10 protein-coding genes are annotated in these 13,431 nt (G+C 74.3%); 2 read left to right on the forward strand and 8 right to left on the reverse strand.

Annotation, left to right across the window (positions count from 1 at the left end; translation table 11 throughout):
* Nucleotides 1-87: 87 nt before the first annotated feature.
* Entirely contained in the window at nucleotides 88-2,004 is a 1,917-nt protein-coding gene (locus tag EV190_RS01705; RefSeq protein WP_133739613.1) for a helix-turn-helix domain-containing protein, read from the reverse strand.
* A gap of 278 nt (nucleotides 2,005-2,282) precedes the next feature.
* Here EV190_RS01705 and EV190_RS01710 point away from each other — a divergent pair, with 278 nt between their 5' ends.
* A complete protein-coding gene (locus EV190_RS01710; RefSeq protein ID WP_133739614.1) occupies nucleotides 2,283-3,272 on the forward strand; it encodes an ABC transporter ATP-binding protein in 990 nt (329 codons plus the stop codon).
* Complete coding sequence (locus EV190_RS01715) at nucleotides 3,269-4,093, forward strand: ABC transporter permease (RefSeq protein ID WP_243742267.1); 825 nt, start codon at nucleotides 3,269-3,271, stop codon at nucleotides 4,091-4,093. Before EV190_RS01710 ends, EV190_RS01715 begins: the two co-directional genes overlap by 4 nt.
* Nucleotides 4,094-4,159: 66 nt before the next feature.
* Here EV190_RS01715 and EV190_RS01720 read toward each other — a convergent pair whose 3' ends face one another.
* From EV190_RS01720 to EV190_RS01750, 7 genes are all read right to left on the reverse strand, one after another.
* Nucleotides 4,160-5,446, reverse strand: coding sequence for an alpha/beta hydrolase family protein (locus EV190_RS01720; RefSeq protein ID WP_133739615.1), 1,287 nt, complete (start codon nucleotides 5,444-5,446; stop codon nucleotides 4,160-4,162).
* 154 nt (nucleotides 5,447-5,600) lie between these two features.
* Nucleotides 5,601-6,269, reverse strand: a complete 669-nt coding sequence (locus EV190_RS01725) for a response regulator (protein ID WP_133739616.1) — start codon at nucleotides 6,267-6,269, stop codon at nucleotides 5,601-5,603.
* 73 nt (nucleotides 6,270-6,342) lie between these two features.
* Entirely contained in the window at nucleotides 6,343-7,983 is a 1,641-nt protein-coding gene (locus EV190_RS01730) for a sensor histidine kinase (RefSeq protein WP_133739617.1), read from the reverse strand.
* Nucleotides 7,984-8,013: 30 nt separating this feature from the next.
* Nucleotides 8,014-8,469: an SRPBCC family protein gene (locus EV190_RS01735; protein WP_133739618.1), complete on the reverse strand. Its 456-nt coding sequence runs from the start codon at nucleotides 8,467-8,469 to the stop codon at nucleotides 8,014-8,016.
* 27 nt (nucleotides 8,470-8,496) lie between these two features.
* Nucleotides 8,497-9,483: an NUDIX domain-containing protein gene (locus EV190_RS01740; RefSeq protein WP_133739619.1), complete on the reverse strand. Its 987-nt coding sequence runs from the start codon at nucleotides 9,481-9,483 to the stop codon at nucleotides 8,497-8,499.
* Entirely contained in the window at nucleotides 9,476-11,500 is a 2,025-nt protein-coding gene (locus EV190_RS01745) for an RNA degradosome polyphosphate kinase (RefSeq protein ID WP_243742268.1), read from the reverse strand. The genes EV190_RS01740 and EV190_RS01745 overlap by 8 nt, the downstream gene beginning before the upstream one ends.
* Nucleotides 11,501-11,784: 284 nt before the next feature.
* Nucleotides 11,785-13,416, reverse strand: coding sequence for a vWA domain-containing protein (locus EV190_RS01750; RefSeq protein ID WP_133739621.1), 1,632 nt, complete (start codon nucleotides 13,414-13,416; stop codon nucleotides 11,785-11,787).
* Nucleotides 13,417-13,431: the final 15 nt, after the last annotated feature.

The following is a 13,431-nucleotide window of genomic DNA, read 5'->3' on the forward strand; positions in this document are numbered from 1 at the left end:
GCTGTGCGGTGCGTCACTGCGAATCCGTCCATGTAAGCAGCGGATGTGACCCGGACGACATATCCCGAGCGGACACCAGATCCGGGATCACCGTGTCCGTTCCGCGCGGTGGCGGAGCCGGTGCAGCCGGGCGGCGACGGCGACGCGGAACACGCGGTCGGGGGACCGCCAGTCCGGGCCGAGGAGCGCGGTGAGCCGTTCGAGCCGCTGCTTGACGGTGTTGGGGTGCACGTACAGGGTCCGCGCCGCGCGCGTGACGCTGCCCCCGCTGTCGGTGTAGGCGGTGATCGTGGCGGCCAGGTCGGTGCGGTTGCGGTCGTCCCAGTCGACCACCGGGCCGATCATCCGGTCCACGTAGGCCAGGGCGCGCGCGCCGTCCGCGCCGAACATGGCCAGGTAGGGCGCGTAGTCGTCGGCCTGGAAGGCGCCGTCGGCCACGCCCAGCGCGGGCAGGAAGCCCGCGCACTCCCACGCCTCCGCGAGGACCGGGGCGATCTCGGCGGGGGCGGCCGACCGGGAGGCCACCGCGAGGAGCGGCGCGGCCGCGGCCGCGCCTCCCCGGCGGCGCACCTCCTCGGCGGCGACCCGCGGGTCAGCGCCGGGCACGAGCACGCTCACGCCCTCGCCCTGCGCCGTGACCAGCCATCGCGGGTCGGCGGCCGCGAGGGAGCGCAGCAGGACGCGGCGCGCCGCGTCGGGCGCGGGCACCACCACGCCCGTCCACGGCTGGTCGAGCACGATCCCCCGCGCGGCCGCCCTGCGTTCGAGCGCGTCCATGTCGGCGACGCCCGACACCAGGTCCAGGGCGAGCTCGCCCCGGACCCGCTCCTCCGCGACGGTCAGCGCGTCGCGCTGCATGGTCAGCAGCGCCACGATCTGTCCGGAGCGCTCGATGGTGCGCCGCTCGACGTCGGTGAGCGGCGCCCTCCCCTCGCCCACGAGCAGCAGCCCCAGCAGGGACGTCCCGGAGATGGCCGCGGCGACCACGTCCAGGCCCCGGGCGCCCACGTCCGCGCAGTGCCCCGAGGCCCGGCTGCGTTCGGCGGCCTCGACGGCCGACGCGATCAGCCTCCCCTGCGTCCACCAGCGGCCGACGCCGTCCTCGGTCGCCGCCACCAGCCGGTTCTCGCGGTCGGCGATGGCGACCGCCCGTCCCAGCGACTCGGCGAGGGTCTCGGCGACCTCGCGCGGCCCGTGCCCGGACAGCACCAGCGCGGTGAGCCGCTCGTGCACCCGGGCGGAGGCGTTCATCGCCTCGATGTGGTGCTCGGCGCGGGCCTGGGCCCTCTCGGCCCGGTCGGCGGCCTCGGTCACCGCCGAGAACAGGCGGGCGGTGTGCAGGATGATGGCGGCGTGGTCGGCGAACGCGGACAGCAACGCGACCTCCTCGCCGGAGAAGGCGCGCGGGGCGCGGTCCGCGGCGAACAGCACGCCCAGGACCTCGCCGTTCGCGGACATGGGGACGCCGAGCAGGGAGCGCAGGTGCTCCTCGACGATGGCCGCGTCGATCTCGGGGTCGCGGGCGAAGTGGTCGTCGTCCCCGTAGTCGGCTGTCCAGTGCGGCGTCATGGACCGCACGACCCGGCTGGCGATGCCCATGCCCGCGGGGACCCGCAGACCGGGGAAGCGGGGGGAGACGGTGCCCCGGCTCGCCCGCACGAACAGCTCGTCGATGTCCTTGTCGTAGAGCGACATGTAGGTGACGTCGGTGCCCATCAGGTCGTGCGCGCGGTCCACGAGCCGCTTCAGGAGCGCCTGCACGTCGCGGACCTCCACCAGGTCGCGGGTGCTGGCGATGAGCGCGGACAGCTCGCCGTCGCGCCGGCGCAGCCGGTTGACCCGCGCGGCGGTGCGCTGCGCCTGCGTGGCGAGGGCCTCGCCGACCGGGCCGAGGAGGGAGCGGACGTCCTCCCGCGAGAGCTGCTCCCCCGACTCCAACCGGGCGAGCAGGCCGGTGACCGAGCGCTGGGCGGCGTCGTCGAGCCGCACGGGCGTGTCGTGCATCCTCCCAGTGTCACATCCCCGCTGATGGGAGGGCGCGGAAGGCCGTTCCCCCGATGTCCGTGCCGTCCGTTGCTTCCGGCGATCTTGACCTTTCCGGGGTCTCGGCGGCGGTTGAGACCCCGGAAAGGTCGAGATCGCCGGAAGCAACGGACATCGTGGGGCGGCTCCGGTTAGGCATTTGGGCATAGCGCGCGGCCGACGAAGCACCGATGCGCGGCGCGCCCCGCCCGCCTAGCGTCGGCGGCGGCAGAACGGAAACACTCCGGAACGGGACGACAGTGCTCACGATGCGCGAACTGACCAAACGCTACGGCGGGACGACCGCCGTCGACGGACTCACCTTCGACGTCCGCCCCGGCGCGGTGACCGGGTTCCTCGGTCCCAACGGGGCCGGGAAATCGACGACCATGCGGCTGCTGCTGGGGCTGGACCGGCCCACCTCGGGCGAGGCCCTGGTGGGCGGGCGCCGCTACGCGGACCTCCCCTGGCCCAACCGGGAGATCGGGGCCCTGATCGACGCCTCGGCGGTGCACCCGGGACGCCGCGCCCGCGCCCACCTGCTCGCGCTCGCGCGCGGCAGCGGCATCCCCCGGGGGCGCGTGGCCGAGGTGCTCGACGCCGTCGGGCTGTCCGACGTCGCGGACCGCCGGGTCGGCGGGTTCTCGCTGGGGATGCGGCAGCGGCTGGGCATCGCCGCGGCCCTGCTGGGCGACCCCGGCGTCCTCGTCTTCGACGAACCCGTCAACGGGCTCGACCTCGACGGCGTGCGGTGGGTGCGGGGCCTGTTCCGCGGGCTCGCCGACGAGGGGCGGACCGTCTTCGTCTCCAGCCACCTCATGAGCGAGATGCAGCTCGTGGCCGACCGGCTCGTGGTCGTGGGAGGCGGTCGGCTCGTCGCCGACGCGCCCGTGCCGGAGCTGATCTCGGCGTGGTCGCGCACGCACGTGGTCGTGCGCACCCCCGACCCGGACCTCCTCGCCGAGCGCCTGCGGCGGGGAGCCGGGACCGACCGCCCGGTCACGGTCGAGCCCGGCGACGGCGGCCTGCTGGTGTACGGGGCGACACCCGAGGAGGTCGGCGACGCCGCGCACGCGGCCGGCGCGCGCGTGCACGCCCTGCACCGGGAGGAGGCGTCGCTGGAGCAGGCGTACCTCGAACTCACCGGGGCCGACGTCCGGTACGCGGCCGGTTCCCCGCGGACCCCCGCCGCCTCCGGCCGCCGTCCCCGCTTCGGACGGCGCCGCACCGAGCGGAAGGAGCACCGGTGACCCGCGAGACCGCCGACGCCCCGTACCCCCCTGCCCCGTCGACCGGACGGGCCCTCGCCCGGGCCGCCGCCATGGAGTGGACCAAACTGTCCTCCGTCCGCTCCACCTGGTGGTGCCTGGGGCTGGGCCTGTTCGGGATGGCCGCGTTTGCCCTTCTCATGGGTTACTCGGCGGCCGACCGGATCGCCGAGGACCCGGCCGTCGCCAGCGGTTTCTCCTACTCCCAGCTCACCTCGCAGGGGGTGTTCTACCTGGTGCAGTTCGTCGTCCTGACGCTGGCCGCGCTCGCCGCCACCAACGAGTACGCCGACAGGGGCGTCACCTCCACCCTGCTGGCCGTCCCGCGCCGCGGCCTGGTGCTCGCGGCGCGCACCGCCGTCACCGCCGGGTTCGCGTTCGCCGCGGGTGTCGCGGCGACGACGCTGGGGATCGGGGTGCTGTGGCTGCTGATCGGCGCGCACGCCCCCCTGGACACGGAGTACGCCGCCCGCACGGTCCTGGGCGCGGGGGTCTGCATGGCGCTGTTCGCGGTGGTGTTCGTCGGGATCGGCACGGCGGTCCGGGGCACCGCCGGGACCATCGGGGTCGGCTTCCTGCTGCTGCTCGGCCTTCCGCTGGTGTTGCAGCTCAGCCAGGTGCAGTGGCTGAACGACCTCGCCGCGGTCATGCCCGGGTTCGCGGGCGTCGAGTTCTACGCCTCGGGCGACGTCGGCTTCTACACCGCGCCCCACGACGGCGCCGTCAACCTGTTCGTGGTGCTCGGCTGGGCCGCGGCCGCCCAGCTCTCCGCCTACGCGGAGCTGCGCGCGCGGGACGCCTGACGGGCGCCGGCGCGGTGGCGGCCCCGGGGAGGGCTCCCGGGGCGCCACCGCGCCGGCCGGACACGGTCACCCGACGAACGCCACGTCCGGGTGCTCTCCGGAGGGTCCGTCCAGGAGCGGCCGCTCCTCCCCGCGCACGTACTCGTCGAAGAAGGCGGTGAGGTAGGCGCGCTGCGCGGCGATACCGCGCCCGGGGTCGACGGTGCCGACGGAGGCCCGCATCGTGTCCTCCCAGGCCGGGCCACCGGGCCGGGCGCCCGCCTCGACCTGCGGGGCCTGCCACTGGAGGTCGGTGAACCCCATGTGCTCGCCCTCCTCCAGGTACAGCTCCAGGGACGGGCCGGTGGACGCCTCGCGGAACATGCGCCAGTCGGGGGAGTGCTCGCTGGTGCGCGGCACGGATCCCGGCGAGGTTGTGCCCCCTCCGATGATCATGAACGGCCGGTCCGCGCCCCGGACGGTGGACTCGGCCCACTCCTCGTCCCCCACGTGGTAGGCCATGCTGCCGTCCAGGTTGGCGCCCGCGTCGAGGCGGTCGTCCCCGAGCATCGCCTCGGCGGTGGTGAACCCTCCGGCGGAGTGGCCGAACATGCCCACCGCGGACGGGTCCAGCGCGCGGCCCAGCCCTTCGGGCAGCGGCCGCCCGTCGACGCGGGGGTCCCCGCCCTCCGCGATCTCCTCCAGGGCGTCCAGGACCAGGCGGACGTCCGCCACCCGCGTCCCGACCGCCGCCCGGAGCGTCTCCGCGCCGCTGCCGGGGACGCTGTCGCGCACCACCCTGCCGTCGGGGAACTCCACCGCCGAGGTCTCGTAGGGGTGATCCACGGCCGCCACCGCGTAGCCCCGGCTGGCGAGCTCCTCCAGCTGCGCGGTGGCCTGGTGGCGCGTCTGGTTGAACCCCGGCGAGTACAGCAGGACCGGCAGCCTTCCCGCGTCGGGGGCGACGTCCGCGCCGACGACGGCGTTGGAGTACGAGCCCGCGAAGTCGACCGCGTCGCGGGAGAGCCCCACCTGCTCGAGTTCGCCCGCGAGGACGCCCGCCACGGAGTCGGGCACGTAGCGCGCCCGTTCGCCGCCCCCGCCTTCGGCCGGGTACCACAGCGTGGCCATGAGCTCCCGCCGCTCGACCCCCTCCACCCAGGGGTGGCCCCGGCCCTCCTCGGCCAGGTGCAGCTCCACCCGCCCGACGGCGTGGGGGCCGGTGGGTTCGGGCGGCACGAGCCGGACCGGGTCGGGGTCGGTGACCGCCGCGAACGCGGACGGCACGGCGCACGAGGCCGCCAGCACGGCGGCGGCCGCCCCGTGGAACAGGACCCGGTGGCGGCGCGGGGAGAACGATCGTCTGTCTGTCATGCCATGGATCCTCACCGGTTCCCCCGGCCCGGCGCATGCGCCGGACGTCTGCGGCTCCCTACCCCGATCGGCATAGCCCGGACCCCGGTCGTTTCCCGGTGATCGTGGCCTTTCCGGGGTCTCGGAGGCGGTTGAGACCCCGGAAGGGCCGCGATCACCGAGGGGAGGACAGGCCCGCCTCGTAGGCCAGGACCGCCGCCTGGACCCGGTTGCGGACGCCGAGCCGCGTGAGGACGGAACCCACGTGCACCTTGACCGTGCCCGGCGCGATGCCGAGGCGGGCGGCGATCTCGTCGTTGGACAGGCCCTCGCTGACGAGCCCGAGCACCTGGCGCTCACGGGCCGACAGCCGGTCGGTCCGCTCGCGGGCCGCCGCGCCGCGCGACATCCGGCCCGCCGTGCCGGTGGCGCCGAGCTCCGCGATGATCCGGTGCGCCACCTCCGGTGAGAGGTAGGCCCCGCCGTCCGCCACCGCGCGCAGCCCGGCGACCAGCTCCCTCGGGTCGCCGGTCTTGAGCACGAACCCGCTGGCGCCGCCGCTCAGCGCCCCGGCGATGTAGGCGTCCTCGGAGAAGGTGGTCAGGATGACGACGGCCGTTCCGGGGAACCCGGACGTGATGGCGGCGGTGGCGGCCAGTCCGTCGGTGCCCGGCATCTGCACGTCCAGCAGGGCGATGTCGGGGCGGTGCTCGCGCACCAGCTCCACGGCCTCCGCGCCGTCGGCCGCCTCGCCGACCACCTCGATGCCGGGGTCGGCCGACAGGATCGCGCGCATCCCCGCGCGGACCATCCGCTCGTCGTCGGCGAGCACGATCCGGATCACCGCGTCCGCCTCGCTCCCCGCGCCGTCGACCGAGCCACCGGCACAGCCTACCGGGAGGGCGCGCCCCGCCCGCTCACTCCCGCGCGACCACGTCCTTGGCCGCCAGCCGCCCCTCCGCGAAGCACAGCCGGTACACCGGCGGCAGGCCGTTCTCCCACCGGACCAGGTAGTAGCGGCAGGCGGAGCCGGGCGGGGCCGGGGGCTCCCCGGGGATCGGGTCGGGCCGGTAGTCGAACACCGGCAGCACCCGTTCCACGGAGGCCAGGTCGTCGCCGACGTCCAACCGCGCGTAGTCCTCGCGCGGCAGCACCGTGTTCGCGCCGACGTACCACAGCAGCAGGAACCCGGCGGCGGTGACGAGGGCCGAGAGGCCCGGCGGCAGGACCAGCGCGGTCACCAGCCGGCGCCGGGCGCCGGAGCGTATCCGGCTCCGGCGGCGCTCCGTCTCCGTCGGGCCGTCGGCCCCCTCCCCCTCGGCGGACGCGGGGGCTCCCGCGTCCGCCGCGTCGGGAATCCGCGCGAACACGGCGAACCCGCCCGCCGCGCGGCGCTCCGGCCCGGCGTCGAACGTCCCGCCCGCCCCCTCGACGAGCGCGCGCAGCCCGTCCAGTCCGGACCCGTTGCCCGCCGTTCCGGCGCCGGCCCCGACGGCGCCCGGTCCGGTGTCGTGGACCCGCACGGTGACCGCGCCGTCCTCGCGGACGACCCGGACGGTCACCCTCGAACCGGGGGCGTGCCGGGCGGCGTTGGTCAGCGCCTCCTGCACGACGCGGTGGACGGCGCGGCCCGGGGGAGCGCCGGGGTCCGGGTCGGGACCCTCCCTGACCAGGCGCACCGACATCCCGGCGTCCACGGCCCGCGCCACGACGGCGGCGGCGTCCTCGGCGGCCGGTCCGGCGTCGGGCCCTCCGGTGTCCTCGCGCAGCACCCCGATGATCGCGCGCAGCCTCAGGGTGGCCCCGTGCGCGGCGGTCCGGAGGTCTGAGGCGGCGGATCGCGGGGCCTCCCCGTCGACGGTCATCTCCAGGGCCGCCGCGCGCACCGCGATCAGGGCGAGGTCGTGGCCCAGGGAGTCGTGCATCTCGGTCGCGATGCGGGCGCGCTCGCGGAGCCGGGCGCGCCCGGCCTCGACCTCGCGGGCGCGCTCCATCCGCTCGGCGGTCTCCCAGCCCGCGGTGCGCAGCTCCGTGCGCCAGCGCCAGTAGCGCCCGAGCAGCCACGGCGCCACGACGACGGCGACCAAGCCGAGCACGCCGAGCGCCCAGTCGGTGAGCCCGGTCAGCGTCTCCCGGGGATCGCCGACGCGGACCCACTCCGCCGTGTACACCAGCAGCGCCGTCAGCGCGGCGGCGGCGGACAGGGCCACGACCGGGGCGGCGCGCTCGGAGCGGCGGCCCGCGAGGAACGCCAGCGCTCCGCAGGGGAGCGTGTAGGCGAGGGCGAACGTGTCCGCCGCGCCGACGACGACGGCCGCGCTGTGCAGGACGGCCGCGCCGACGGCGAGCCCGAGCGCGGTGAACGGCAGCGCCCGCCGGACACCGAACCCCGCGGCCAGGAGCAGCGCCATGCCGACGACCTCGGGGACCGGAGCCGCGCGCAGGCCGCTGACCTCGACGGCCAGGAGACCCGTGCACGACGCCCACAGCGCGAGGTCGGCCGTCGCCGTCCGCCACCGGACCGGCCGGCCTCCCGACCCCGACCACCACGCGCGCATGCCGCCCGGCCTACGCGCCGGACCTCCCCGTCATGGGGCGGAGGCTCCCCCGGGCCGCTCGGCCAGGTCCTTGAGGCGGGGGAGGGTGGCCTCGATGCCGCGGGCGTTGCGGGCCGGGGCGCCGATGAGCTTGTAGACCACCGCTCCCCCGCGGGAGTAGTCGAAGGTCTCGGTGACCCTGGTGGTGTGCTCGTCCACGGGCTCCAGGTGCCAGCGCCAGCGGTGCGGGCCCCCGTGCCGCCAGGCGATGAGGCGGTTCCGCTCGTACTCCACCACCCGGTTGGTGATCCGGTAGGGGAGGCCGAGCAGCTTCATGTCCATCCCGAACTCCGAGCCGCGCTCCAGGCGGTCGGGCCCCCGGACCACGCCGCGAACGCTCCCCGACCCGTCCATGTCCGGGTGGCGGCGCGGATCGGCGAGGATGTCGAAGATCCGCGCCGCCGGGGCCGCGATGACGACGCTTCGGGAGATCTGGTTCCGTGCCATGGCGGTCACCCTATCCGGGTACCCGGGTCACCCCCGGGCGGTGTGGCGCTCCACGGAGGCCAGGGAGCCGTCGGCCACGGAGACGTGCAGCACCCAGAAGGTGCCCTTGCGCAGGGACAGCTGCTGGGAGACCGGCGCGTCCAACCGGGTGAGCGCCTCGCGCATGAGTTCGGCCACCAGTTCGCCGTGCGTGCACACCAGGGTGGGCAGGCGCTCGTCGATCAGGGCCGCGAAGGCCGCCTTGGCCGCTTCCCGGTCGGTCGGGGCCGCCCCGTTGTCGAACGACCCGACCGTGAAGGCGCGCTCGGTGCGGACCTCGGCCGCGTGCGTGACCGAGTAGGGCAGCACCGTCTCGGTGCAGCGCGCGGCGGCCGAGGAGACCGCGCGCCGGACTCCGAAGACTCCCAGCACCGCGGCCAGTTCCAGGGCGTCGGCGCGGCCGGACTCGTCCAGCGGACGCAGCAGGTCGTGGTCGGTCCAGTCGCGCTTCTCCCCGGCCGAGGCGTGCCGGAGCACGACCGTCGGGACCGTGTGCGCCGGCCCGGCCCGGAAGTTGTCCAGGACGTGCACGTCGTGGTCGTAGGTGAGGCGGTGGCGGGCCTGGTCGACCGGGAGCCACTCCAGCGCGTCCACCTCCTCGTTGGGCGTGAAGGACGACTCCCCCGAGGGGGTGGCCGCCCACCACTCGACCTGCTTGGGCCAGCCGTCCTTGAGGTAGCGCTGCGAGGGGAGGCGGCGGCCCAGCACCGGGACCAGCCCCGCCTCCTCGGTGACCTCGCGTACGGCGGAGGTCAGGATGTGCTCGCCGTTCTTCTGCTTGCCCTTGGGCAGGGACCAGTCGTCGCGGAGCGGCCGGTGGACGAGCGCGACCTCGCGGCCGTGCGCGCCGTCGCGCCACAGCACCGCCCCGGCGGCCCGGATGGGCTCCATGTAGCCACCCGGCGCGGTGCCGCGGGGCGGGAAGGCGCTGGTGGCGGTGGACACCGCGGAAGTTCCGATATCGGTTTCAGGCATCGACGACCCGCAGGTGGCGGTCACCGCGCAGGGTGGACTGCAGGTCCAGCAGCGGGATCCCCTCGCCGTCGTGCGTGGCCCGGGTCCAGCTCCCGTCGGAATCGAGCCGCCACGACGACGTGCTGTCGGCCATGGCCAGCTCCATCAGCCCGGCGAGCCTGATTCGCTGCCCCGGATCGGTGACGCGGACGAGCGCCTCGACCCGGCGGTCCAGGTTGCGCGGCATGAGATCGGCGCTGCCGATCCACACCTGCGGTTCCCCCCCGTTCTCGAAGACGAAGACCCTGGAGTGTTCCAGGAACCGTCCGAGGATACTGCGGACCCTGATCGTCTCGGAGAGCCCCTCCACCCCCGGGCGCAGCACGCAGCTGCCGCGGACCCACAGGTCGACGGGCACCCCGGCGCGCGAGGCCGTGTAGAGGGCGTCGATGATGTCCTCGTCCACCAGCGAGTTCGTCTTGATCCGGATGCGCGCGGGCAAGCCCTGGGCGTGGTTGTTGATCTCGTGCTGGATCTGGCGCATGAGCGCCTCGCGCAGCGCGTGCGGCGCCACCAGCAGCCTCCGGTAGTGCTTCTTCCGGGAGAACCCGGTGAGGTGGTTGAACAGGTCGCTGAGGTCCTCCCCCACCTCCGGGTCGGCGCTGAACAGCCCGAAGTCCTCGTAGATCCGGGCGGTCTTGGGGTTGTAGTTGCCGGTTCCGACGTGGCAGTACCGGCGCAGCGTGCCGTCCTCCTCCCGGCGGACCACGAGGGAGAGCTTGCAGTGCGTCTTGAGGCCGACCATGCCGTAGACCACGTGGCAGCCCGCCTCTTCGAGCTTGCGGGCCCAGCGGATGTTGTTCCGCTCGTCGAAGCGCGCCTTGATCTCGACGAGGGCGACGACCTCCTTGCCCGCTTCGGCCGCCTCGATGAGGGCGTCCACGATCGGGGAGTCGCCGCTGGTGCGGTAGAGGGTCTGCTTGATCGCCACGACCTTGGGGTCGACGGCGGCCAGCGCCAGGAAGCGCTCGGTGGTGGTGGCGAAGGACTCGTACGGGTGCTGGACGAGCAGTTCGCGCTCGCGCACCGTCTCGAAGAAGTCGCCCTGGGCCAGCGCCCGGGGCTCCACCGCCACCATCGGCGGGTACTTGAGCTCGGGCCGGTCCAGGCCGGAGAGCTGGGCGAGCCCGGCCAGGTCGAGCGGGCCGGGGACGCGGTAGATCTCCTCCTCCTCCGCGCCCAGCTCCTCGCACAGGATCTCCAGGATGGCGTCGGAGATGGTCTCCTCGACCTCCAGGCGCACGAGCGGGCCGAAGCGGCGGCGCAGCAGCTCGTTCTCCAGGGACTGCACGAGGTCGTCGGTCTCGTCCTCGTCGACTTCGAGGTCGGAGTTGCGGGTGACGCGGAAGGCGTGGTGCTCCTGGATCTCCATTCCCTCGAAGAGCTGCGGCAGGTGCGCGGAGATGACGTCCTCGACCGGCACGAAGCGCTCCCCGTCGAGTTCGATGAAGCGCGGCAGCACCGAGGGGACCTTGATCCGGGTGAACACGCGCCGTCCGGTGTGCGGGTCGCGCACGGTCACCGCGAGGTTGAGCGAGCGCCCCGAGATGTAGGGGAACGGGTGCGCGGGGTCGACCGCGAACGGGGTGAGCACCGGGTAGATGGCCCGGCGGAAGAACCGGTGCATCCTCTGGGCCTCGGACTCGGTGAGGTCGGCCCAGCGGACGATGCGGATGCCCGCGTCGGCCAGCGCCGGCGCGACCGACTTCTGGAAGCAGTCGGCGTGCCGCAGCATCAGGTCGTGCGTGATCTCGCTGATGTTCTCCATCTGCTTCCGGAGGCGGCGGCCGCGCGAGGACACCGCCACGCCCGTGGCCAGGCGGCGTTTGAGCCCGGCGACGCGGACCATGAAGAACTCGTCGAGGTTGCTGGAGAAGATGGACAGGAACATCGCCCGCTCCAGGAGCGGGATGGCCGTGTCCTCCGCGAGTTCCAGGACCCGCTGGTTGAACCGGAGCCAGCCCACTTCACGGTCCATGAAGCGGTCAGCAGGAAATTCCTCACTATTTTGAGCCGTCTGAGCCATATGTACCGGTTCCACACTCACAGGTCGCAGACTCCCCCATTCCGGTGAACGGATGTCAAAGCCATGGTTACCGCACCATTGCGGCCGCATGGCTCACATACCCGCTCTTCATCGTGTGTGAGCACCCCCGCTAGACGATCTACCCCGGAACGAGGTCTTTCAGGCGGCACGCGCGCGGCGGGTCGCGGGCGGCGCGGCCCCGCGCGGCCCGGAGCGCGGCCGCGCCGCCCCGGGAATCACTGGTAGCCGCGGATCTCCCGGAAGACCCGGACCAGGGAGGTCTCGCGCGCGTCGAAGACGCGACCGCCGCTCAGCTCGGCGAGCGACTCCATCTCCTCGGCGTCGGACTCGCCGAACAGCACCGTGAACACCGGGACCCCGCGCAGCTCCTCGGGCAGCCCGGCGTGCACCTCGTCGCGGAACTCCGCGAAGTCGCGCCCCTCGTTCACCTCGCCGTCGGTGAGCAGCACGATGGAGGTGAAGGCGTCCTCCTCGCCACCGCCCTCCTCCAGGGTCTCGTAGGCCGAGGCCAGGGCGTCGTAGGCGGCGGTGGCCTCGCCGAGGGACAGGCCGTCCACCGCCGTCCCGATCTCGTCGAGGACGGGGGCGGGGTTCCCCGGGGGGATGGTGAAGGTCATGGGCGGGTGCGGAACCGTGTCGAAGGGCAGGAGGGTGACCTCCTCGCGCTCGTAGAAGCGCTGGTAGCGGCCTGCCGTGGAGTCGGTGCCGCCGCCGGTCAGGGTGTGCATGGCGTCGCGCAGGCCGTCGATCCGGTCGCCCTGCATCGACCCCGAGACGTCCATGACGTAGACCGTGCGGGCGGGCCTGCGGATCTCATCGAAGTACGCGGCGACCAGTTCGTCGACCACTTCGGGACGCGCGGGGAACGGCAGCTCGGTGACCGGGGGGAACATCTGCGCGGCCTCGCTGCCCTGCGGGACGGCGGCCATGGGGCGGCGGTGCGTCTCGGCGCTGATGCGCTCCTGCGTCCCGGGGGCCGTCAGGTGCTCGACGAGCCGGTCGTAGCCCTCGGCGACCTCGTCGGAGGCCGTCTCCAGCAGGGAGAGCGGGTAGTCGGCGGTGATCACCCCGTCAGCCGGGCGGACGATCCGGAGCGGCTCGGCCAGCTCACCGGACTCGGACAGGGAGAGCAGCACCGACTCGTAGTTGACCATCGCGTTGAGCCCGCCGTCGGCGGCCCGCCGCACGTACTCCTCGGTGAGCCACCCCGAGGAGCCCGCGGTGAGCTCCTGGCCGGAGAAGAACTCGGTGAGCTCGGGGGCGACCTCGGCGACGTCGGCCGACTCCAGCGCCGACCCCGTGTCCGCGAGCGCCGAGGCGATCCCGACCAGGGCCGTGAAGCCCGAGTTGGAGGCCGCGGGGCTGGTCATGCCGTAGGACAGCTTCCCGTCCGCGGCGGCGTCGGCGATCTCGCCCCAGGTGACCTCGGCGTCCTCGTCCCAGCCGAGTTCGGCGGCGGCCGAGGAGGTCACGCCCAGGACCACCGGCGAGGCCATGACGGGGGTCTCCGCGCGCAGGGCCGCCCTGCCGTCGGCGTGCAGGGTCAGGTAGCGGTTGGAGGAGAACCAGACCGCGTCGTAGCGGTTCTCGGTCGCGCCCGAGCGCACCATGTCCACGCCGTCCAGGGTGCCCACGTAGTCCATGTGGACGGTGACCCCGATCTCCTCGGCGGCGTCCGCCAGCAGGGGTTCCATGTCGGCGAGCTCGCTCCCGGCGAGGACCCGCAGCTCCCCGGGTTCGCCGGGTCCCTCCAGGTCGTCCTCTGACGGGGCGCAGCCCGCCGCGGCCAGGGCGAGGGCGGCCGCGAGGGCGGCCGCGCGGGCGGTGCGGATGCGGTCACGGTTCATCGTCGCGTCGGTCCG

Source organism: Actinorugispora endophytica (genome assembly GCF_004363075.1).
GTDB lineage: Bacteria > Actinomycetota > Actinomycetes > Streptosporangiales > Streptosporangiaceae > Actinorugispora > Actinorugispora endophytica.